We start from the raw sequence: 23,373 nt of genomic DNA on the forward strand, positions 1-23,373 counted from the left end.
ATTAGAAAGTTGTTAGTATTAAATAAATTCTTCTCGTCATATCTCGAATTTGTGCGGCCTTCCTACTTCATTGAGGAGAGGAAAACACTGTTCCCCACAATTTTATACTCCAATGGAATGGCATTCTTTATCAGATTCAGCACAGCCCCTACACTCTCTTTTTTCTTCAGTGTACCCGAGTAAGTCTTGCTTACATCTATGTTCGGTGCCAGAATTACCCTCACCCCATACGAATTCTCCAATGTACGCGCAATGGTGTATAGGTCAGCCTTCTCAAAGACAAACTCATTATTGTGCCAGTTTTCGATTCCCGTATCCACCTGCTTCACCACCAGACGCCTAGTCATTCCGTTCAGCTCGGCTTTCTGTCCGGGGGCAAGGATAATCATACCCTCGCCATGATTACCTTTCACCTCTACTTCGCCTTTCAAAAGGGTAGCTACTGCAGACATCTTAGCCTTGTCAGACTTGAGGTTGAAAACAGTTCCCAATACTCTGACCTGCATGACCTCACTCTGTACGACAAACGGTTTTTCCGGATTCCTCATCACCTCAAAATATCCTTCTCCTTCCAGATAAACCTTTCTTCCCTTCCCTGCAAACTCATGTGGATATTTCAGGGTAGTGTTTTTATTCAGCCAGACTTTGGTTCCATCCGGCAGTTTCAGTTCCTTAATCTTATCATGAGTGGTGACAGCCAGTAATGTTTCCGGCTGGCTATAAGTCTGATAAAAAAGATAGCCGAAAGTACCCAAAAGGAAGAAGCCCACAAATACGGCCGCATACCGTATCCACCCAACCATCCTCCGTACCTTGTATTGTTTCGTCTTCTCTTGTTCCAGCCTTTTAAACAATCGCTTTTCGGCCTTTTCTATGTCTTGTGTATTCGAAGTATCCCCCAGTCTCCCCAAGTGGTAAATCTCCTCCAGCCTGAACAATTCGCGTGCATTCTCACCCGACTCTTCCAGCCAGGCGTTCACCTCACGAAGTTCATCTTCCGTACATTCACCCATAAGGAACTTGGCCAATATCTCCTCATTCAACTTATTCATTCTTTCCTTCATTATGATAATAAAACAACGCTGCTCGCAAAAACACTTACTTTCCCGATGAAAAACAGAGCCAACATCAGGTTCAGATACCCCAGTTTATCACGCAGCAACTTCAAAGCTTTGTACATGTGGGCCTCCACCGTACGCAATGACACTCCCATTGTATCAGCTATCTCCTTATTCTTCATATCATGCAGATAGCTGAGTTTGAATACCATCCGGCACTTGTCCGGCAATTCATTGATGGCATCGGACAGCTTCCTCCTGAGTTCGGCATCCTCTATCCGTTTCACCACATCATTGCTGTCAGGTTGATAGAACTCAACCCTCTTTTTATGGATTTCGAGCATGACAGCCTCATAGCCACTCACAATGTCCCGATGCTTCAGAACGTTCAAGGCACGGGTATACACCGCCCTATACAGAAAAGCCTGAATCTGCTCTCCCACCTTCATGGTATCTTTCCGCTTCCACAGCTCCACGAAAACATCCTGTACCACATCTTCCGCATCTTCTTCCCCCACAATGCGTGTGGCATAGAACAGCAGGTTGGTATAATACCTGCGGAAAAGGGATTTATATGTCAAGTCGAAATGTTCATTCATATGTTAGCCGGTTATCGGGGACTGTACCATGCCTGACCTGGCTTATCCCCCATTTCAAATTCGAAAACACTTCCATCCATTATCTGTTCATGCGTAATATAACTTTTGTCATAGTTCTTACCGTTGAGTTTGACAGATTGAATGTAGCAATTTTCCTTGCTCACCGCCGGCGCCAGTACCGTAAAGGTCTTTCCACCGGGCAGGTGCATCTTCATTTCCGGATATAGGGGGGTACCGATTTCATATTTTCCACCAACCGGGTCTACCGGATAAAAGCCCATCGCACTGAACACATACCAGGCGGACATCTGTCCGCAATCCTCGTTGCCGCACAAACCGGCAGGAGTGTTCAGGTAGAGTTCACGCATCACCCGGGCTGCATATTTCTGGGTTTTCCAAGGTTGATCCACAGCATTGAACAGATAGATGACGTGATGGCTAGGCTCATTTCCATGCGCATACTGGCCAATCATCCCGGTGCTGAAAATAGGCAACTCATCATCTGCAGAAGGATTGTAAGTAAACATACTGTCCAGCTTCTGGGCAAACCGTTCCTTACCTCCGGTCAAAACTATCAAACCGTCAATATCCTGCTGCACAGACCAGAAGTATTGCCAGCCGTTGCTCTCGCAGATGTGCGGAGTATAGTCGTCCGGCGAGAAGTTCCGGATAAACTCTCCCTTGTCATCACGGGGCTGCATGAAAGAACTTACCGGATTGTAGACATTCCGGTAATTACGGAAACGCTTATAAAACTCGTCCGCAACCTCCTTATCGCCCAGCTTCTCTGCCATACGGGCTATACAATAGTCATCATATGCATATTCCAGTGTTTTAGAAAGTGACCAGTTTTCCGAATTATACTGATCTGTCACATTATAAGGAACATAGCCATATTTCTTATATAACCCAATGCCACGATAGGAATCGATATTGGCAGTAGCTACACAAGCCTCCAAGGCCTTTTTCGCATCGAAGTCCCCAATACCTTTCAGATAGGCATCTACAATAACCGGCACAGAGTGGTAACCTATCATCATATCTGTCTCGCCCCCCTGAAAATTCCATACGGGAAGGCGGCCGTTCTGTTCGAAGAAGGCGAGGAAGGACTTCACCATATCATTCACCCGTTCCGGCTCAATAAAAGTATAGAGAGGATGAGCCGCACGGTAAGTGTCCCACAAGGAGAAAGTACTGTAATTTGTCCAGCCCTCTACCCGGTGCACTTGCTTGTCGGGACCGTAATAGGCGCCGTCCACATCACTGTAAATGGTAGGAGCAATCATCGAATGATATAAAGCTGTATAGAACTTGACTTTCTCATCGCGGTCATCGCATTTTATTTCTATCCGGGACAATTGTTCGTTCCAATCATCCTGCACAGCAGCCAGGTATTTGTCGAAATCATCATCAGGTACTTCTGCTGCTAGATTACGTGCCGCCCCTTCCATACTTACACCGGAGATGGCAGTACTGACAAGAATCTGTTCTCCTTCCTTAGTCTGAAAGTCGAATCGTGCAATGACAGATGTCCCTATCCGCTTGCCTTCTTTCTCTATGGCAGCTGTATCGAGCTGCATCGCAGCAAACGGTTTGGAGAAACGTGTACGGAAGTAGAGGCGCTGGTCGCGTGCCCAACCGTCAGAGTAACGGTAACCTTGCACCGTTACCGAATCGACGGCTTCTATGTGAGAATCATTGGTAAAATCCCAATTCATGGCTTTCCGCAAATTCAGGAAAACGGCAGCATCGGCTTTTGGGAAAGTATACCGCTGAATGCCACAACGCTCGGTGGCCGTCAACTCTACATTTATATTATAATCTTTCAGACGCACCTGATAATATCCAGCGCTTGCCGACTCTTCCGAATGAGAGAACAAAGAGTGAATGCCGAGCGGAGCTTCCGCCTCCTTATAAGGCAATGTCACCGGCATAAAAGAGATGTCATACAAGTCACCAGCGCCGGTTCCGGAGAGATGGGTATGGCTAAAGCCTGCAATGGTACTGTCCGGATAAAAATATCCGGAAATACGGTCCCAGCCCGGCAGTCCGTTGTCAGGACTGAGCTGCACCATGCCAAACGGCGCCTGAGCACCCGGATAGGTGTTTCCAGTAAAATCTGTACCGATAAAGGGATTCACAAACTCTGTATAAGACACACTCTTCACATCCGACACCTGCGAGGTGCATGCCAGAAAGGATGAAAAGACCACAAACAAACAACAAGATTTTATCAAATTCATAACATTATAGGGTTAACGTGTATAGTATAACAACCTAACCGGATAAAACACTTACACATCTTGTCACTTTTCTACAGAATTCATGCAAACAAAAGTAATACAAAATTCCGATTAATCCTCTTTTTTATTTTGTAAAAATATACTTTACACTATCTTTGTCACAAAAAGTCACAATGAATTACACGACCTATCTTTTCGACTTTGATTATACGCTTGCTGATTCTTCCCGCGGAATCGTCACTTGTTTCCGCAACGTACTGACCCGTCACGGATATACAGAGGTGACGGATGACGACATCAAACGTACTATCGGCAAGACTCTGGAAGACTCTTTTTCCATCCTCACCGGCGTGACAGATGCCGGACAACTGGCAGGATTCAAGGCAGAATACCGAAAAGAGGCCGATACGCATATGACTGTCAACACGGTGCTTTTCCTGGAAACCAAGTCCGTACTGACTGCACTGAAGGACTCCGGCGCCCGCATCGGAATCATCTCGACCAAATACCGATTCCGCATCAAGGAACTCCTCGACCAGCATTTTCCTAAAGATTTTATGGACATCATCGTGGGTGGTGAAGACGTGAAAGCCGCCAAGCCATCTCCCGAAGGGCTACTCCTTGCCATTAAGCGGCTACATGTCAGCAAAGCCGAGACCCTCTATATAGGCGACAGCACGGTAGATGCGGAAACAGCCCAAGCGGCCGGAGTAGACTTTGCTGGAGTCACCCACGGAGTAACCACTGCCAAAGAATTGGAGAAGTACCCACACCGGAAAATAATGAACACCTTGGAAGAACTGCTGGCAGTTCAGGAGGAGCATCCTTCCATATTCAAGATTGAAAATCCCATCCGGCCGGAAAATGCGCATGCCACTTCTCCCCGGAAACAGAAAAGGATAAGCGTCTGGCAAATCCTCCTTCTAGTGACACTCTTCTGGCTGGCTATTGAAGAGCTGGACATGACCGACGACAGCAACTTCTTCCCGGTTGTTTTCATACTGACATTGTGGGGTATCCTCCAAAAAAGAAGGATACTACCCAACAAAGCAAGAACTTTCATCGACTCATGGTGGCACCCCTGCGCAGTACGCTTACGCGCATTTCACATCAAGCTGATACAAGGGAGAAAAACTCCTCCCGCTGGCAACGAAACCTGCACCTGTCTGAATTGTGGCACCACCTATACCGGCAACTACTGTAACCGTTGCGGACAAAGCCGTAACACTCCACGCTATCGGTTGAGTAACGCGCTTAAAAACATTGCCGGAGGCTTCTTCAATATAGATAATGGCTTTGGACGTACCCTTCTGGAACTCCTCTACCGTCCGGGGTACATGATTAGAGACTTCATCGGTGGTAAGCGTGTAGAGTATTTTCGCCCGTTCCAGACACTCTTCATTCTTGCAGCCCTTTATATCATGGCTGTGCAACTGGTAGACCCGGAAGCCCTAAGCAAAAAAGAAAAGACGGAAAAGACAGAGCAGACAGACAAAGAAGAAATCATTGCCGCTAAAGAGAAGCTTACCAAAAAGATGGAGAAAACCTATAGCAAAGAGGAAAAGCGAGCCCTCGCCATCACTATAAAAAGCCTGGAGAAAAGCTTGAACAAACTGGAAGAGAAGAACGACTCCACTTCTGCCACACAGGTATCCGAACAGAACAGCGATGATGGCGACCTCATCGATGAATTTGTAAACGACACCTCGGAAGTGGGAGACAGACTGGAAAAAGTCTTCCAGAACTCTCCTTTCCTAATGAAAGTATGGAATCTGATGAAGAGCTGGGGACACGGAAACAAGGCATTCCGCATCATTGCCACACTGCCTTTGTTTGCACTTGCCACCCAACTTGCCTTCCGACGCCGGAAATATAAGTTAAACTACAATACCACGGAGCATGTGTTCATACAAGCCTACATAGCTTGCCAGATACTCCTACTGAGCATCATCGTGCTGCCTTTCAACGGGTACGCAAAGGTAGACGATTTGTATGAGCTGCCTTTATGGCTTATTTTCGTCCTATTCTGTTGGAATTACAAACAATTGTACCGCTGCACCTGGTGGAGAAGCTTTTGGCGCACTATCCTCATGCTGACTTACAGTCTTGTGCTACTCGTCATATTCGCGTGTCTTGTAATGGCGCTGATGCTGGCCGGTATCTATGTTCTGAAATTCATTTTGTAACAGAAACCATCCCTACACAGACTGTTTTTCTTTGATGAAACAGTTTTTCTCCAATAGGCTAAAAGTACAATCTGCATTAAAAGAACAAAAAAGCAGAAGAACATTTGTCCATTTAGAATAAAAAGAGTACTTTTGTGCCCGATTATTCCGCACCGGGTTCGACCAAGTGCTTTCTAAGTGATTAGAGACCACCCGACGGAGCTAACTTATACATTATATATAAGAAATGTACGCAATTGTAGAAATCAACGGTCAGCAATTCAAAGCAGAAGCTGGCAAAAAGCTGTTTGTACACCACATCCAGAATGCAGAAAACGGTGCAACAGTAGAGTTTGACAAGGTTCTTTTGGTAGACAAAGACGGCAACATCACTGTAGGCGCTCCCACAGTAGAGGGTGCAAAGGTTGTTTGTCAGGTCGTATCAAACATGGTAAAAGGCGATAAAGTTCTCGTTTTCCACAAGAAAAGAAGAAAAGGTTATCGTAAGTTGAACGGTCACCGTCAACAATTCACAGAGTTAACAATTACAGAAGTAGTAGCTTAATCAATTAAAACAGTAAGAAGAAATGGCACATAAAAAAGGTGTCGGTAGTTCTAAGAACGGCCGCGAATCACAGAGCAAGAGATTAGGCGTTAAGATATTTGGTGGCGAAGCTTGCAAAGCAGGTAACATCATCGTTCGTCAAAGAGGTACTGAATTCCACCCGGGTAATAACATCGGTATGGGAAAAGACCACACTCTTTTCGCTTTAGTAGACGGAACTGTACAATTCAAAGTGGGCAAGGAAGACAGACGTTCAGTTTCTGTTATCCCTGCAGAAAATGCAGAAGCATAAGTTTCCGAACAAGAAATAAGGAAAAGGGATGCAATCCGAATAGGTTGCATCCCTTTCTTTTATGTCAAAAGCAACACTTTATTTGTTTTTTCCATATCTTTGCACTCACAAAACCGAATAACATAAAAACAAGTATAAGATATGCTTACCATCAAACAAATTACAGAAAACACCGACGCGGTTCTCCGCGGACTGGAAAAGAAGCACTTCAAGAATGCAAAAGAAACCATTGCACAAGTGCTGGACTTCAATGACAAAAGAAAAGCCAATCAAACCATCCTAGATAAAAACCTGGCAGAAGCCAACTCACTCTCCAAATCCATCGGACAACTGATGAAGGAGGGCAAGAAAGAAGAAGCAGAAGCCGCCAAAAGCCGCGTGGCCGAGCTGAAAGAAGTCAACAAGGACTTGCAAGCCAATATGGACCAGGCTGCCAACGATTTGCAGACTTTGCTTTATACCATCCCCAACGTTCCCTACGACAGCGTGCCTGAAGGCGTAGGTGCCGACGACAATGTAGTAGAGAAAATAGGTGGTATGGAAACCGAGCTGCCCAAAGACGCCCTGCCCCACTGGGAACTGGCCAAGAAATATGACTTGATAGACTTTGACCTGGGTGTCAAGATTACCGGTGCCGGCTTCCCCGTATACAAAGGCAAAGGCGCACAACTGCAACGCGCACTCATCAACTTCTTCCTGGACGAAGCACGCAAATCCGGCTATACGGAAATAATGCCGCCCACAGTGGTGAACGCCGCTTCCGGCTACGGCACGGGACAGCTGCCTGACAAGGAAGGGCAAATGTATCATTGCGAAGTGGACGACCTCTACTTGATTCCTACCGCCGAAGTCCCCGTAACCAACATCTACCGTGATGTGATTCTGGACGAAAAGCAGTTGCCCATCAAGAACTGTGCATACACACAATGTTTCCGCCGTGAAGCCGGTTCATACGGGAAAGACGTACGTGGCTTGAACCGCCTGCACGAATTCTCCAAAGTGGAACTGGTACGCATCGACAAACCGGAACACAGCAAACAATCCCACCAGGAGATGTTGGACCACGTAGAAGGTTTGCTTCAAAAGCTGGAACTCCCCTACCGCATCCTGCGCCTTTGCGGTGGCGATATGAGCTTCACGGCTGCCCTCTGTTTTGACTTTGAGGTGTATTCCGAAGCACAGAAACGCTGGCTGGAAGTAAGTTCCGTCTCTAATTTTGACACTTATCAAGCCAACCGTCTGAAATGCCGCTACCGTACGGCAGAAAAGAAAACAGAGCTTTGCCATACGCTGAACGGTTCCGCACTCGCTCTGCCACGCATCGTTGCCGCCTTGCTGGAAAACAACCAGACTCCAGAAGGAATCCGCATACCAAAGGCATTGGTTCCGTATACGGGATTTGAAATAATAGACTAAGGCCATAATAGTCACGTGCAGCAATACGCCTTTGACACTTTCTTTCGGGCACGAATTACATGAATTTCACAGTTGCGGTTAGCAAAAAACGTGAAATCCATGTAATTCGTGCCCGGAGTTTTATCATGACAAGCTTCTCCTGCGCAACTACAAAGTATTCTTCAAAATACGTGCAAACACCTCCTCGCGGAAATTACGTGCCACCGGAACAGTATGCCTCCCAACTATAATCCGATTGCCATCTATCATCTCAATCTTTTCCAAATTTATCAGATATGATTTATGGACTTGCTGAAATACTCCACCAGGAAGAGCCTCTATCATACGCTTCATGGTAGAACGTACAAGCAGCTTTGTGCTTTCCGTATAAATACAGACGTAATTTTCCAGCCCCTCCACCACCAGAATATCCTTAAACAACACCTTATGCATCTGACGGTCTGAACGGACAAATATAAAATTATTAGCTTCATCCGGCCATTTCTCCTGCTGCAAAAGACCATGTACTTTATTCACCGCTTTCAGGAACCGGTCAAACGAAATCGGTTTCAACAGATAGTCCGTAACATCAAGTTCATAACCTTTCAATGCATACTGCTCATAAGCGGAAGTGATAATCACATGAGGCGGATGGGCAAGAGATGCCAAGAGTTCAAGCCCCGAAAGATAAGGCATTTCAATATCCAGAAACAACAAGTCCGGCTGCTCAGTCTGCAAAAGAGTGTTCAACTGCATAGTATCTTCACATACACCCATTAAAGAAAGGAAATCCACCTTTTCCACATAGCGTTGCAATCCTTCACATGCAGTAGGCTCGTCATCGGTTATTACACATTTTACCTGTTTCATCCTATAATTCTATCACAAGTTTTACTCTAAACAAAGTATCTCCTCTATTTATGTCCAGCGTATGACGCTCCGGATATAGCAGCTCCAGCCTGCGCCTCAGATTTTCTATGCCGATTCCATGTTTTCCTTTCTGGTGCACTAATGGTTCCGGTATAGAATTTTCAATACTAAAACACAACTTGCCTTCTTTCAGACACATATCCATAGCTATAAAATAGTTCCCTCCCACATATTTGAAAGCATTCTCCACCAACGGTACAAACAACAATGGATAAATCTCAACCTGCGCCTCCATTTCATCGAAATGCACCTGCAACTGCAGCCGCTTCGTAGCACGAAGTTTACATAGGCTGATGTATTGTTTCAGATATTCCACTTCCACACGAACTTGCACTTTCTCCCCGTCATTGTATAATTGGTAACGAAGCAAATCGGACAATTGCTCAAGAGTATGCCGTGGAGCCTCATTATTCTCATCTATCTGAAAATAAACCGTATTGAGTACATTAAAAAGAAAGTGTGGATGATATTGTGCTTTAAGGAATTTCAGCTCTGTCTGGAGCTGGTCATTTTTTATCTTCTCCAATTGCAGGCGTTGAGCTTCGTTTTCCTTCTGTATCATCTGATTACGCAAGAATATATAGAAGAAGCCGCCAAGCAACATACTGACTATGGCGGGAATAGGCACATCGTATAAATCAAGACTTACCCCCATCAAAAAGCGGATAACCCACATCGTCAGAAGACACCAGGCGGGAGCTGTCAGGACAACCACCCCGTATTCCTGCCACCACACCAACTTCCGCTTCCGGCACAAACAAAGCCAATACTTCAATAGAAAAAAGATAGGGTAAGACATGAAGAGTACCACAAGCATATCCTTCAACATGAAATTCCACTCATTACTTTCCCAATAGTATTCATGTTTCGGAATATCATTCGCCACACGAATACATAGAAAAAGAATCACGGCAAATAATGCCGGCATCAGCCATTTGTTCCACAGTCTGCCCATAGTAGTTACAAATTTACTCTTTTTGTTTCATCTATTTCTTTTTTCCTTCTGCTTTCTTTTGTATCGCTGCCTTTTTGAAAACGCCAAGAGAAAGCAATACCCAGCACACGTTTGTTGCGCCGTTCGTCAACAAACGCCTGCACACCGGGAGATTGAATATCTACTTTTTGATAATTGGTGTTGAATACATCCTTGGCAAACAAGGTAACGGTGCATCTGTTACGGAACATCTTCTTTTGGATGCCGACATTCACTTCCAGCGCCGGATGTACTGTGGCTTGTCCGTAGGCCATTCGTCCATTATAATTTGCCGAAAGTTCGGCCGACCATACGGAAGTGAAAGCAAACTGGTTCATGCAGCCGAATATCGGGGTAAACATACGGTTTTTCATTTTCTGCCCTTGCTCCGTCCAACCATAATTATTATAAATACCGATAGCGGTCAGATTCACCTTCCAAAAAGAAACAGGTGAGAGGTTGGCGGCATGTACACGCATACCCGTCTGTACATAGGAAGACAGATTCTGGGGCATTACATAGATACGCCGCCCCTCCTGTTCGCGATAGCTCTTCATGATAGCATCATCTGTATGCGAGAAAAAGAGCACTGTCTGAAACCAGTCACGATACACATACCCCAACTCTATATTATCAGAGAAAGAAGGATGCAGCTTCGTATTTCCCCCTTCATGGGTATAGTCATCAAATATATAGGTAAAAGGATTCAAATCACCATAATTGGGGCGGGTAATACGCCTGCCATACGAAAGCTGAAACAGATGTTCCGAAGTCAAACCGTATTGCAAAGCAATAGTAGGAAACAAATGGAAGTAATTCGTTGTAAACGAAGAGTCTTTCTGTTGTGTATTTCCTCCAAAATCCCCGTGTACATGGGTATGTTCCAACCTTAGACCCGCTGAGATTTTCAAGCGGTCTTTCTCATAGCCGGCTTGCAGATAGGAGGCATTGATATTTTCATCATATACAAATCGGGAACCAAGCGCCCCGTCCGGCAGCCAGCCGGAAGCCGACGGACGCATATAACCTGCCGTATTGTCTATCGTAACAAATGAGGTTTTGACTCCGGCCTGCAACTTCCAAACCTCACTTAATGGATAAACCGCATCTATCTGTCCGACATATAAGTCGGTATTTCCCTTCATGTCCCCTTTCAATGTATCGGGCTTAAAACTATCCATCAACTGGTTTCCAACACGGTAATAATGGAAATAATCAAAAGAAGCGCTGAGTTCTCCCCCTTCTCTTTTAAGCTTGTGCACCATACTGGTCCCGGCAGAAAGATTGTTTCGGTTTTGCTCCGCATAGCTATAAGTATTTCCCGCAACTCCGATTTCTTGGATTTCCGTAAACATGCCTGCATTTTCCTTTTGCCGGGAAAAGTTTCCACCCAATGAGACTCCCCAAACTGTCCGCTCATTGAGATAATAATCACATCCGGTACGAAAATAGTGCGAATAATTCCTACGCTTCCGGTAAGAGTCCTGCATCATCCTTCCTCCATCCCGTTCGAACGCACGGTCGATAAACAAGTCTATGACATCCTTCCCCTGATAATACGAATAGTTCAAATAAAGATTGAACTTATTCTCCCGGATATTCATGGAGGCACCTCCATAACCGCTACCCGTCCGTCCAAGACTGCCATTGCCGTTCAAGGCCAGATTCACACCGCGCAGTCTGATTTTTCTTGTACGGATATCAATCAACCCGGAGCTTCCCGCCGCATCGTGGCGTGCGGAAGGCTGGGTTATCAAGTCTATCTTATCAGCATTAGTTGCAGGAGTAGATTTCAACAGACTCATCAATTCATCTCCCGAAAGATAAGTAGGCTTGCCATCCATCAGAATCGTCGCACCGCTTTGTCCGTTCAGCAAGATATTACCATTGGAATCTATCACGACTCCCGGCAGGGAAGCAAGAACATCATAAAGACTTCCCGTACTTTGAGTGACTGACGCATCCATCCGGTAACTTGTTTTACCGGCAGATATTTCTACCAACGGGAGTTTAGCAGTTACCATAATTTCTTCCAAACGCTGGTCGGCAATCGTATCCTGCTGCGACCAAACCACCAAAGGCATACTCAATAAAATTGCCCCTAAAAAAACATTTCGATACATACTCTTCCTCATTTTTTATTTCAAAAGTAGGCAGGCTGTAGAAAGTGAACAAATTATAGTGACAAAGGAATGTTATCCAGTGACAACATGCAGTTTTACCCTATTCTTCTTTTGATATTACCAAATAACCCCTATCTTTGCAAAATCTATCAATCTGACAGTAATTGCGTAATTACACCAACAAAATTATTAGATAATGAATAAAATCATTAGCAAAGAACACTTTTCTGAAAAGGTCTTTAAGTTAGTCATTGAAGCACCATTGATTGCCAAATCACGTAAGGCAGGGCACTTTGTCATTGTACGTGTGGGCGAAAAAGGCGAACGTATGCCGCTTACCATTGCGGAAGCCGACCCGGTAAAGGGAACCATCACACTGGTGGTTCAGGAAGTCGGGCTCTCCTCTACCCGTCTTTGCGAACTGAACGAAGGCGATTATATTACGGATGTTGTCGGCCCGTTGGGACAAGCTACGCACATTGACAACTTCGGTACTGTGGTCTGTGCCGGAGGTGGTGTAGGCGTAGCTCCCATGCTCCCTATCGTACAAGCGCTGAAAGCTGCCGGCAACCGCGTCATCACCGTACTGGCAGGACGTACCAAAGAACTGATCATCCTTGAAAAGGAGATGCGCGAAAGCTCCGACGAAGTCATTATCATGACCGACGACGGTTCCTACGGACGAAAAGGTCTGGTGACGGAAGGCGTAGAAGAAGTCATCAAGCGCGAGAAGGTGAACAAGTGTTTCGCCATCGGCCCCGCCATCATGATGAAATTTGTTTGTTTGCTGACAAAGAAATACGAAATCCCCACGGATGTATCCCTGAATACGATTATGGTTGACGGTACCGGCATGTGTGGCGCCTGCCGAATCACCATCGGAGGAAAGACCAAATTTGTATGTGTGGACGGCCCTGAGTTCGACGGACATCAAGTGGACTTCGACGAGATGCTGAAGCGTATGGGCGCTTTTAAAAACATCGAACGCGAGGAGATGCACAAGCTGGAAGAACCTCAGACCTGCCAAGCTACCGGTGAAAACATGGAAGATGAGAAAAGCCGTAATGCTGCATGGCGTCAGGAGTTACGCAAATCCATGAAAGCCAAAGAACGGACTGCCATTCCACGCGTGGAGATGAACGAGCTCGATGCAGAATACCGCTCGCACAGCCGCAAGGAGGAAGTCAACCAAGGGTTAACGAAAGAACAAGCGCTGACAGAGGCCAAACGTTGCTTGGACTGCGCCAACCCCGGATGTACGGAAGGTTGTCCGGTAGGTATCGACATCCCCCGCTTCATCAAGAACATTGAGCGCGGTGAATTCCTCGAAGCAGCCAAGACACTGAAAGAAACCAGTGCACTGCCTGCCGTCTGCGGTCGCGTCTGCCCGCAGGAGAAACAGTGCGAATCCAAATGTATCCATCTGAAAATGAACGAAAAGCCGGTAGCCATCGGCTATCTGGAACGTTTTGCCGCTGACTACGAACGGGAGAGCGGACAAATCTCCATACCTGAAATCAAGGAAAAGAACGGTATCAAAGTAGCTGTCATCGGTTCGGGTCCCGCCGGTCTGTCATTTGCCGGAGATATGGCGAAGTATGGCTATGATGTGACTGTTTTCGAAGCACTGCACGAGATTGGTGGTGTATTGAAATATGGCATTCCTGAGTTCCGCCTGCCCAACAAAGTGGTGGATGTGGAAATTGACAACCTTGCCAAAATGGGAGTAGAATTCGTCAAGGACTGTATCATCGGCAAGACGCTCAGCGTGGAACAACTGGAAGAGGAAGGCTTCAAAGGCATATTCGTAGCTTCCGGTGCAGGACTGCCCAACTTTATGAACATCCCCGGCGAGAACTCCATCAATATCCTCTCGTCCAATGAATACCTGACCCGTGTCAACCTGATGGATGCGGCAAGTGAAGATTCCGATACACCGGTTCCCTTCGGCAAATGTGTAGCCGTGATAGGCGGCGGTAATACTGCCATGGACTCCGTGCGTACTGCACGCCGCCTCGGTGCAGCGCGCGCCCTAATTATCTACCGTCGTTCAGAAGAAGAAATGCCGGCACGTATCGAGGAGGTGAAACATGCCAAGGAAGAAGGTGTAGAATTCCTGACCCTCCACAACCCAATCGAATACATTGCCGACGAACAAGGAAAAGTGAAACAAGTGGTGCTTCAGAAAATGGAACTGGGTGAGCCGGATGCCAGCGGACGCCGCAGTCCCGTACCCATCCCCGGAGCCACGGAAACCATCGACATTGACCTTGCCATCGTCAGCGTAGGTGTATCTCCCAACCCGATTGTCCCAAGCTCCATCAAGGGACTGGAATTGGGCCGGAAAGGAACGATTGCCGTCAACGATAACATGCAGTCGTCCATCCCGACCATCTTTGCCGGAGGAGACATTGTCCGCGGAGGTGCTACCGTAATCCTTGCCATGGGAGACGGACGAAAGGCAGCAGCAGCGATGAACGAACAGCTAAAAAAATAAGAATCTGTCATGAAAGGTGGAGACATACGAACTCCACCTTTTTTATTCTACTACAACCTCTTCCTCTACTTTCCCCTTCTAGCATACAATTTAAATATTTCAAGAATATGAAACGTATTTATCTATCCCTCCTTCCCTGTCTGGCTTCCCTATTGGCAAGCGCCCAAGAGCCCCTAAACGGGGATTCCCTTGCCTCAGACTTTCGGTATCTGGTAAAAGAACTGGCAGCAACCCATCCCGACCCTTACAGCGGCTTCGGAGGAAAAGTATTCTTCTACGAACAAGCTTTCCATCTGGAGAACGAGTTACGCCGGACTCCCGGTACGAAACAGACCTTTTTTGATAAGGTAAGCATTTTCCTATCCAATCTGCAAGACGGACATACCTACCTTTTACCTCCCACAGCCAATCAACAAGCAAATCAGCGTTACCTGGCACTGGAAGTACGCACCATCCCCGACGGCATTATACTTCAAGGAATCCCTGAAACGTACAAAGACTTGTTAGGTAGCCGTATCACAACCATCAACGGAGATTCTTTAGAAGAGGTACTGGCCCGCACTGCCGCTATCCAAGCCAGTGAAAACCTATATGACCGTTATGCCAATCTATGCAGGTCCATGCCTACGGAACATTTCTTGAGACAGCTTTTCCCTGAAATGAAAGACAACCTTCACCTCTCACTTCTTACTCCCGACGGCAAATCAAGAGGATTAACCCTTCCCTTATTGTCAAGGCAGGAAGTGCAAAACACACCCATGCAACACAATAACAGTTGGAAAGCTTATACAGACAAACAACTGGCCTATCAGTTCATAGACAACGACAAGCAAATAATGCTCATCAATATCAACAGTATCATGGCACGGGATAATTTTGAGTATATGCAAAAACAAGGGCTGAAAGATTTATACCGGCAAATAGGATTCTATTATCGGGATATCCTGAAACAAGATATGCCCGCCGATACCCTGCAAGCCATTCGGCAACTCCCGTCCCTTTCCGAAGTTTTCGCCCATATGCTGAAAGAGATGAAGAAGGAAGCCTCCTCCACCCTCATCATAGATTTGCGCAACAATAGCGGCGGCTGGACTCCAATTGTCCTACCCACACTTTACCAACTGTTCGGCGACCACTTCCTGCAAACGGATATGGATATAGAATTCTATCGTATCATCTCTCCCCTCTACATGCAAAAACTACAGACAAACTTACAGGATTTCAACCAAGCATACGGAACAGACTATGCCTACGGTGACTACACTTTTAGTACGGACGAAGCAGACACCACAAACATAGAACAGCGACGGACCGACTTCATCGAGAACTGCATGTCCAGTGTGCCGGAAGAACTGAGAAAGCAACAAGGAAAGGCGCTCTATACTCCGGAACACATTTACGTCATTACCAACGAACGTACCTTCAGTGCAGCTTTCCACTACACTTTCTATCTGTGGAAAATGGGTGCTACCCTTGTAGGAATACCCAGCGGACAAGCCCCCAATACCTACATGGAACAAACCTTATTCCGGCTACCCTATACCGGTATGCAAGGCTCTATCTCCAACTCCATACAAATATGCTTTCCGGGCAAAGACCGGTGTGCCCACACACTTTATCCGGACTTGATGCCCACCTATCAGGATTACCAAAGATATAATTTCGATGTCCAAACTGAGATTCTGTATTTACTCGACAAGATTAAATCGGCTCCTCATTCTCATACGAACCCTGCGGAGAAGAATCAGAAGTAAAACAAAGCCCCGTTTACAAATAAATTGCAAACAGGGCTTTATTTCCATATTTCAATAAAGAGACTACTTCACCACCTTGTTCGTTGCCGGGTCGGGGAAAATCACCGTCGGCTTGAACGACTTGGCTTCTTCAAAGTCCATCAGCGCGTAGGACATGATAATAACGATGTCATCAGGTTGCACCTTGCGGGCTGCCGCACCGTTCAGGCAAATTTTGCCAGAGCCACGCTCGCCTTTAATAATGTAGGTTTCAAAACGTTCACCGTTATTATTGTCGGCTATATACACCTTCTCGCCGGCAATCATGTTGGCGGCATCCATCAAATCTTCATCAATCGTAATGCTTCCCATATAGTTCAGGTTCGCTTCCGTGACGCGGGCACAATGGATTTTCGACTTCAACACTTCAATCATCATATCTTTATAAATTACGAATTACTAATTATAAATTACAAGGCAGCAGGCTCTTTGTACTTGATATTGTCAATCAGACGGACTTCCCCACAGAATACTGTGATGCAACCCACAGCATAAGAAGTTTCCTCCCAATCGGTAATCTTCTGTAAGGTATTGCCATCCACCAGCTCAAAGTATTCCAAACGCAATCCGGGGGCGGCTGCGATGGTGTCTTCCACAAACTTCTGTGTCTCAGCTACCGTATGTGAAGCTCCAAAGGTACGACTTTCAAATAAAGTCTGCGAAATTTTCAGTGCATTTTTACGTTCTTCGGCAGATAAACGGGCATTGCGACTGCTCAGAGCCAACCCGTCTTCCTCACGCACAATCGGACACCCTACAATTTCCAAAGGATACTTCATCTGGCAGACCATCTCGCGAATAATTGCCAGCTGCTGGAAATCTTTCTCGCCGAAGTAGGCACGATCCGGCTGCACAGCATCAAACAGTTTGCTCACAATCTGGCAGACACCGTTAAAATGTCCCGGACGGAATGCCCCTTCCATCACTGTGTCCAGCGGCGCATAGCTGAAACGGCGGGTATCCGGTTCCGGATACATCTCCTCCACTGAAGGTGCAAAGACAAATGCCGCTCCACACTCCTCCAGCAAACGGCAGTCAGCCTCCGGCGTACGAGGATATTTCACTAAATCATTCTTGTCATTAAACTGGGTAGGATTTACAAAAACGCTTACTACGGCAGCGTCGTTTTCTGCCACACAACGTTTCACCAATGAGGCATGACCGGCATGCAAGGCACCCATCGTAGGCACCAGACCTACCTTCTTTCCTTGGGCTCTCAAAGCCGAAAGTCCGGCCTGCAAGTCCTTGATAGTATGTACTATTTCCATTTTAATCGGTTATATAATAACTTGGTTGTTCGCAAAAGCGGTGCAAAATAAACCATTATTTAGCATATAAAGAAGAAATATCGCAAATTAATGCAAAACTCAGTACACTTTCCGGCAATTCCAGAAGCAGCTGTCTCGCTGAATAACAAGCAGTTAACAATTCATAAGGAATTATAGACGGGCTCCGTTTGCTTTATTGCCCGATTTTTTTTATATCTTTGCAGAATAATTGAGAACATTGTTATTATGACAAAGGCGAACAAGGTTTTATTTATAACCCAAGAAATTACCCCTTACGTTTCAGAATCCGAAATGTCCCTCGTAGGCAGAAACCTACCTCAGGCTATTCAAGAAAAAGGCAGAGAAATCAGAACGTTTATGCCCAAATGGGGAAATATCAACGAACGCAGAAACCAGCTGCATGAGGTGATACGACTCTCCGGCATGAACCTCATCATTGACGATACCGATCACCCGCTCATCATCAAGGTTGCCTCTATCCAGTCTGCACGTATGCAAGTATACTTCATCGACAACGATGACTACTTCCAGAACCGCTTGCAGGTAACAGACGAAAATGGTGAAGAGTATGAAGACAATGATGCCCGTGCCATCTTCTATGCCCGTGGCGTACTGGAAACGGTGAAGAAACTGCGTTGGTGTCCCGACATCATCCACTGCCACGGCTGGATGACCGCTTTAGCGCCTCTGTACATCAAAAAAGCCTATAAAGACGAACCTTCCTTCAGAGATGCCAAGGTCATATTTTCCCTTTATGAAGATGACTTCAAACAACCTTTCCACGCAGACTTCTCTAACAAGCTATTGTTGAAAGGCATCGCCAAGAAAGATATTGCAGGATTGAAGGAACCCATTGACTACACAGCACTTTGCAAACTGGCTGCTGACTTCTCCGACGGCATTATCCAGCAAAGCGAACACGTCAATGAGGAAGTACTGAACTATGCCCGCGAATCCGGAAAACCGGTATTGGAATATCAATCTCCCGAAAACTTTGCTGAAGCCTGCAACGACTTCTACGACAAGGTATGGGAAACAGAACAAAAATAAAATTGATTTAGACAGTTAAAACTATGAAAGTAAGATATCTGGGAACATTGCTTTTGGCAGTCCTGACTTTCTTTGGATGCGATGACAACACCGGAACATTAGGTCTGGGTATGTTGCCCGATTCTGACGGCATGTCAGCGCATACTACTACTTTTAATGTAACAACACGTTCATTTGCCGTTGATTCCGTATTTGCCAAAACGAGTACCGGCTATATAGGCAAGTTTTCCGACCCGGAATTCGGTTATTACGAAACAAGTTTCCTTACGGAGCTGAACTGTACGGAAAACTTCTCCCTTCCGGAAGTGTATAAAGTGACCGAACGGGACAGTGAAGGAAATCCAATCAAGGCAACTGGTACAATGACTGCCGACTCGGTAGTTTCAGTGCAACTGGCAGTCTATTATTCCAGTTGGTTCGGCGACTCCCTGAATGCATGCCGGATGAGTATCTATGAACTGGACAAGAAGCTGGACAAAAATCGCTATACCAATATCAATCCAGAAGAATACTACAACAAGTACGACCCCAAGTCCCTGCTCGGACGTAAGGCTTATTCAGCTTTCGATACGTCTGTTCCGGATTCTGTGAGATTTGAAAAGGACAATAATGGTTATTATACTTTCTATCCCAATGTGACGTTCCCATTGGACAAGAAAACTTTCGGCGAAGACAGAATATTGAAGGTTTATCGCGAGCATCCCGAATACTTTAAAGACGCCGCAACTTTCATAGACAAGATTTTCAAAGGAGTATATGTAAAGAGCGATTACGGAGATGGAACCATCCTCTATGTGGATTATGTGGCTTTGAATATGCAATTCCGTTTCCACTACGTAAATGATACTACCGGTGTAGCACTGAAGAAAAAAGATGGTACAGACTCTTTGTTCTATAGCATGCAGACTGTATTTGCCTCTACCAAAGAGGTTATCCAGGCAAACCAGTTCCTGAATTCAGATTTGATAAAGGAAAAGGCTGCCGAACCTCAGCACACTTACATTAAATCTCCTGCCGGTATCTTCACCGAAGCTATCATGCCATACGATTCAATATACAACAAACTGACCAATGACACCCTGAATGCCGTGAAACTGACTTTCACGAATTACAATATAAACAGTGACTACAAATATAGCATGAGTGCTCCTAATGACGTGCTGTTGATACGTAAGCAGGAGTTGAAGAGCTTCTTTGAAGAGAACAAAGTCAGGGATAATATTACCTCATTTACAACCACCCACAATGCATTTGCTACCAATCAATATGTATTCAGCAACATAGCCCGGTTGGTTACCACTTGCATCAACGAAAAACAAGCTGCCAAGAAAGCCGCCAAAGAAAAGGCCGGCAGTTCTTGGAATGAGACAGAGTGGGAAAAAACTTGGAACAAAGAAAATGAAGACTGGGATAAGGTATTGCTGATTCCGGTTTCCATTACCTATGACAGCAGTACAAGCAGCAGCGGCAACAAAACCATAACCGGTATCCAAAACGACCTCAAGCCGGGATATGCCAAACTAAAAGGCGGCCCGAAAGAGAATGCAAAAGGCGAAGTGGAATCTCCGCTGAAAATAGAAGTTACATACACCAGTTTCAACAAGTAACTGACAGATATTCCATAAAAAAGCCTTCCGCTCATTGTAGAGCGGAAGGCTTTTTTGATTGATGGGACAAGCTGCCGATATTATTCAGCAGCCTTTTTAGTTGTTTTCTTTGCAGCAGGCTTTTTGGCAGGAGCCTTGGCCTTTGCCGGTTTTTCTGCGGCAGATTTAGCTGTAGCCTTGCTCTCTTTCTTTTCTGCAGCCTTTATCTTCTCCAACTTGGCCTGTGCTTTCTCCAATTCCTTATGCAGTTCCTCTATCTCGGCACCTTGGTTCTGGATAGTGGTCAGCAATGCATTCAGTTCTTCGTTATCTATATCCACCGGATAGAGAGAATCGACACGTTTGATAAAGTCACCAAGAATATTCATATAATTGGTAAAAGCATCAAAAGGAGATTCATAAATGCCACGGTTCAAGCCGACACCGCTTTGCTTGGTAGTCATGAAACGGAAGTTGTTACTTGCCTGCAGATAATCCCAGTCCTGCTTGATACGGCGGTCATCACAAAGATGGACACGTTCGGCAACACTATACAACTTGTTGAATGCTTCACGCTGCATCACGTTACCCAGCCAACAGCTGGTATCTCTTTCTTCGTCCACCCAAGACATCGGATATGGAACGTCCAACTGGGAAACAGATTTCAGTTTGGTAACGATTTCCGTCGGTGTGGAGAAAGTAATCCCCTTTTCCTTGGCACAGTATGGAAGAGCCTTCAGGAATTCCAGAATATTGGAAGACAACGGCTGTGCCATGCCCAGAGCAGAGAGCTCCATAAAGATGTTGATGACCTGCTCTTCCTGCGGCAGAGCGTCAATCCAGTTGATGTACTTGTCGGCAAACAAAGGATACTCGTTCCACTCGGAGTTGGAGAAGCGCAGGCTGATGTCGTCAGACAGCTTAAAGTCACGCAACAGTAACTTCAAGTTAGGATTCATAGAGCAATGGTATACATAGTGCGGACTCTTCCAACCCAGAACATGCTTGGCTCCTTCCGTCAGCATACCCTTGAATCCCAAAGCTGCCACCATCGCACCAATCTCATCATTATAAATCAGGCTGGAATTACGGAACACCTTCGGCGCCTTACCGAACATTTGTTTCATTTTAGCGCTCTGACGCATCACCTCTTCCTTGAAGCAATCCTCGTTGGCCAGAGAAGAAAGGCCATGGGAATAAGGCTCGGCAAGGAACTCACAGCAACCGGTATCATTTAGCTGGTGCAACAAGTCGATGACAGCCGGTGCATATATTTCCAACTGCTCCAGCGCAACCCCCGAGATGGAGAAAGCCACTTTAAACGCACCTCCGGAATTCTTCACCATTTCAATCAAGGTGTTCAATGCCGGGATATAAGAGCGTTCGGCTACATCATTGATACTGGTTTCATTGGCATAATCATCGTAGTAATAATGATCGGTACCTATATCAAAGAAACGGTAACGTTTCAGATGAATGATTTGATGTATTTCAAAATAAAGACAGATAGTTCTCATTTCTATTATTGTTTTTGTTATTTACCATAGTTTCTTAACACATCCTCGTAGAGGGCGCGGATTCTCAAGCCTACTTTTTCCCACGTGATTCCATCCACTTCCTTCTTGCCTTCCTCCTGCAGATATTGGAAGAGAGCAGGATTGGTGCAGAGGGAATAAATGGCATCGGCCATTGCATGAATGTCCCAATAATCGGTCTTAATGACCTTATCAAGAATTTCACCGCATCCCGACTGCTTGGAAATGATGGAAGGAGTCCCACACTGCATGGCTTCCAGCGGAGCGATACCGAAAGGCTCGGAAACGGAAGGCATAACGAATACATCACTGTTCTTGTAAACCTCATATACCTGCTTTCCCTTCATGAAGCCCGGGAAGTGGAACCGGTCGGCGATGCCCCGCTCGGCTGCCAGATTAATCATGGCATCCATCATATCTCCCGAACCGGCCATCACAAAGCGGATGTTGCGGGCACGCTGCAATACCAGCGAAGCTGCTTCCACAAAGTATTCCGGCCCCTTCTGCATGGTGATACGGCCCAGGAATGTCACAATCTTCTCTTTGGAATGGTCGGGACGTGGAATGTCCTGGTATTCCTGCGAGAGAGGATAGACGGCATTGTGCATGGCAAACACCTTCTTGGGGTTCTGATGGTACTGCTCAATAACCGTGCGGCGGGTCAGTTCGGACACGCACATGATGCAGTCGGCATAATCCATACCGTTCTTCTCCATAGAATAGACGGTAGGATTGACTTTTCCGCGCGAACGGTCAAAGTCCGTAGCATGGACATGGATACAGAGCGGCTTTCCGCTCACCATCTTGGCATGCACTCCGGCAGGATACGTCAGCCAGTCGTGGGCATGAATAATATCAAATTCCTGCTGGCGAGCCACTACTCCGGCAATCACCGAGAAGTTGTTTATCTCTTCGTGCAGGTTGCCGGGATAACCGCCGGCAAAGTCCATGCAGCCTATGTCATTGACGTGCATATAAGAGAAATCCGAATAAATATGGTCGCGGAAAGAATAATAATCTTCCGGCGTCATGTTGCGCGTCAGCCTCGACTTCAAATAATTGTAATCGACATCACGCCACACGATAGGCACCTGGTTCATGCCCACTATCTTCAAGAAGTCCTCTTCTTCGCCCGTCGGCTTGGGCATGCAGAAAGTAGTTTCCACATCACCCTGCAAACTCAATCCCTTAGTTATTCCATAAGAAGCAACCGCAAGACCACCATATATTTTGGGAGGAAATTCCCATCCAAACATTAAAACTTTCATCTTCGTTCCTCC

Annotated in this window: 18 protein-coding genes; 8 read left to right on the forward strand and 10 right to left on the reverse strand. The window is 46.0% G+C overall.

What is annotated here, in order from left to right; genetic code table 11:
• Positions 1-62 precede the first annotated feature (62 nt).
• From DWZ03_RS16210 to DWZ03_RS16220, 3 genes are read right to left on the reverse strand one after another with little or no spacing between them, the layout of a single operon-like run.
• Positions 63-1,052, reverse strand: a complete 990-nt coding sequence (locus DWZ03_RS16210; RefSeq protein WP_005835480.1) for a FecR family protein — start codon at positions 1,050-1,052, stop codon at positions 63-65.
• An 11-nt stretch (positions 1,053-1,063) separates the two neighbouring features.
• Complete coding sequence (locus DWZ03_RS16215; RefSeq protein WP_005828885.1) at positions 1,064-1,657, reverse strand: RNA polymerase sigma-70 factor; 594 nt, start codon at positions 1,655-1,657, stop codon at positions 1,064-1,066.
• 11 nt (positions 1,658-1,668) lie between these two features.
• On the reverse strand, positions 1,669-3,900 hold the full coding sequence (locus tag DWZ03_RS16220; RefSeq protein WP_120130405.1) for a GH92 family glycosyl hydrolase: 2,232 nt from the start codon (positions 3,898-3,900) through the stop codon (positions 1,669-1,671).
• A gap of 173 nt (positions 3,901-4,073) precedes the next feature.
• Between DWZ03_RS16220 and DWZ03_RS16225 the strand changes: the two genes are divergently transcribed.
• The 4 genes from DWZ03_RS16225 to serS all read left to right on the forward strand — a co-directional run bounded on the left by DWZ03_RS16225 (position 4,074) and on the right by serS (position 8,338).
• A complete protein-coding gene (locus tag DWZ03_RS16225; protein WP_120130406.1) occupies positions 4,074-6,086 on the forward strand; it encodes an HAD-IA family hydrolase in 2,013 nt (670 codons plus the stop codon).
• 226 nt (positions 6,087-6,312) lie between these two features.
• Positions 6,313-6,630 carry a 50S ribosomal protein L21 gene (gene rplU, locus DWZ03_RS16235; protein ID WP_005828892.1) on the forward strand — a complete coding sequence of 106 codons (318 nt, stop codon included), beginning with the start codon at positions 6,313-6,315 and terminating at the stop codon, positions 6,628-6,630.
• Positions 6,631-6,652: 22 nt separating this feature from the next.
• On the forward strand, positions 6,653-6,922 hold the full coding sequence (gene rpmA / locus DWZ03_RS16240) for a 50S ribosomal protein L27 (RefSeq protein WP_005828893.1): 270 nt from the start codon (positions 6,653-6,655) through the stop codon (positions 6,920-6,922).
• A 141-nt stretch (positions 6,923-7,063) separates the two neighbouring features.
• A complete protein-coding gene (serS, locus tag DWZ03_RS16245; RefSeq protein WP_005828896.1) occupies positions 7,064-8,338 on the forward strand; it encodes a serine--tRNA ligase in 1,275 nt (424 codons plus the stop codon).
• Positions 8,339-8,485: 147 nt separating this feature from the next.
• Here the strand turns inward: serS and DWZ03_RS16250 are convergent, their stop codons facing one another.
• The 3 genes from DWZ03_RS16250 to DWZ03_RS16260 are packed head-to-tail and all read right to left on the reverse strand — an operon-like array spanning position 8,486 to position 12,343.
• Positions 8,486-9,187, reverse strand: coding sequence for a LytR/AlgR family response regulator transcription factor (locus DWZ03_RS16250; protein ID WP_005828898.1), 702 nt, complete (start codon positions 9,185-9,187; stop codon positions 8,486-8,488).
• Between the two features lies 1 nt (position 9,188).
• A complete protein-coding gene (locus DWZ03_RS16255) occupies positions 9,189-10,202 on the reverse strand; it encodes a sensor histidine kinase (RefSeq protein ID WP_117749675.1) in 1,014 nt (337 codons plus the stop codon).
• A gap of 5 nt (positions 10,203-10,207) precedes the next feature.
• Positions 10,208-12,343 carry a TonB-dependent receptor domain-containing protein gene (locus tag DWZ03_RS16260; protein ID WP_243634968.1) on the reverse strand — a complete coding sequence of 712 codons (2,136 nt, stop codon included), beginning with the start codon at positions 12,341-12,343 and terminating at the stop codon, positions 10,208-10,210.
• A gap of 196 nt (positions 12,344-12,539) precedes the next feature.
• Here DWZ03_RS16260 and DWZ03_RS16265 point away from each other — a divergent pair, with 196 nt between their 5' ends.
• The gene (locus DWZ03_RS16265) at positions 12,540-14,840 is read left to right on the forward strand and encodes a bifunctional dihydroorotate dehydrogenase B NAD binding subunit/NADPH-dependent glutamate synthase (protein WP_005835472.1); all 2,301 of its coding nucleotides are present in this window, start codon (positions 12,540-12,542) and stop codon (positions 14,838-14,840) included.
• Between the two features lie 107 nt (positions 14,841-14,947).
• Positions 14,948-16,594 carry a S41 family peptidase gene (locus DWZ03_RS16270; protein ID WP_117703444.1) on the forward strand — a complete coding sequence of 549 codons (1,647 nt, stop codon included), beginning with the start codon at positions 14,948-14,950 and terminating at the stop codon, positions 16,592-16,594.
• Positions 16,595-16,657: 63 nt separating this feature from the next.
• Here the strand turns inward: DWZ03_RS16270 and panD are convergent, their stop codons facing one another.
• Positions 16,658-17,011 (reverse strand): aspartate 1-decarboxylase, encoded by a 354-nt coding sequence (gene panD, locus DWZ03_RS16275; protein ID WP_005823568.1) that lies wholly within the window; start codon positions 17,009-17,011, stop codon positions 16,658-16,660.
• Positions 17,012-17,043: 32 nt separating this feature from the next.
• Positions 17,044-17,901, reverse strand: a complete 858-nt coding sequence (panC, locus tag DWZ03_RS16280) for a pantoate--beta-alanine ligase (protein WP_117749672.1) — start codon at positions 17,899-17,901, stop codon at positions 17,044-17,046.
• A gap of 246 nt (positions 17,902-18,147) precedes the next feature.
• Here panC and DWZ03_RS16285 point away from each other — a divergent pair, with 246 nt between their 5' ends.
• Both DWZ03_RS16285 and DWZ03_RS16290 read left to right on the forward strand, forming a co-directional pair.
• Entirely contained in the window at positions 18,148-18,972 is an 825-nt protein-coding gene (locus DWZ03_RS16285; RefSeq protein WP_005823572.1) for a glycogen/starch synthase, read from the forward strand.
• A 23-nt stretch (positions 18,973-18,995) separates the two neighbouring features.
• Positions 18,996-20,579, forward strand: coding sequence for a DUF4270 domain-containing protein (locus tag DWZ03_RS16290; protein ID WP_117749671.1), 1,584 nt, complete (start codon positions 18,996-18,998; stop codon positions 20,577-20,579).
• A gap of 80 nt (positions 20,580-20,659) precedes the next feature.
• On the opposite strand, the gene DWZ03_RS16295 is transcribed toward DWZ03_RS16290, so the two are convergent.
• Both DWZ03_RS16295 and DWZ03_RS16300 read right to left on the reverse strand, forming a co-directional pair.
• Positions 20,660-22,075 carry a glycoside hydrolase family 57 protein gene (locus tag DWZ03_RS16295; protein ID WP_057256630.1) on the reverse strand — a complete coding sequence of 472 codons (1,416 nt, stop codon included), beginning with the start codon at positions 22,073-22,075 and terminating at the stop codon, positions 20,660-20,662.
• A 17-nt stretch (positions 22,076-22,092) separates the two neighbouring features.
• Entirely contained in the window at positions 22,093-23,361 is a 1,269-nt protein-coding gene (locus tag DWZ03_RS16300; protein WP_008666090.1) for a glycosyltransferase family 4 protein, read from the reverse strand.
• Positions 23,362-23,373: the final 12 nt, after the last annotated feature.

The sequence above is a fragment of the Bacteroides sp. AF29-11 genome (genome assembly GCF_003602895.1).
Classification (GTDB): Bacteria; Bacteroidota; Bacteroidia; order Bacteroidales; family Bacteroidaceae; genus Bacteroides; species Bacteroides uniformis.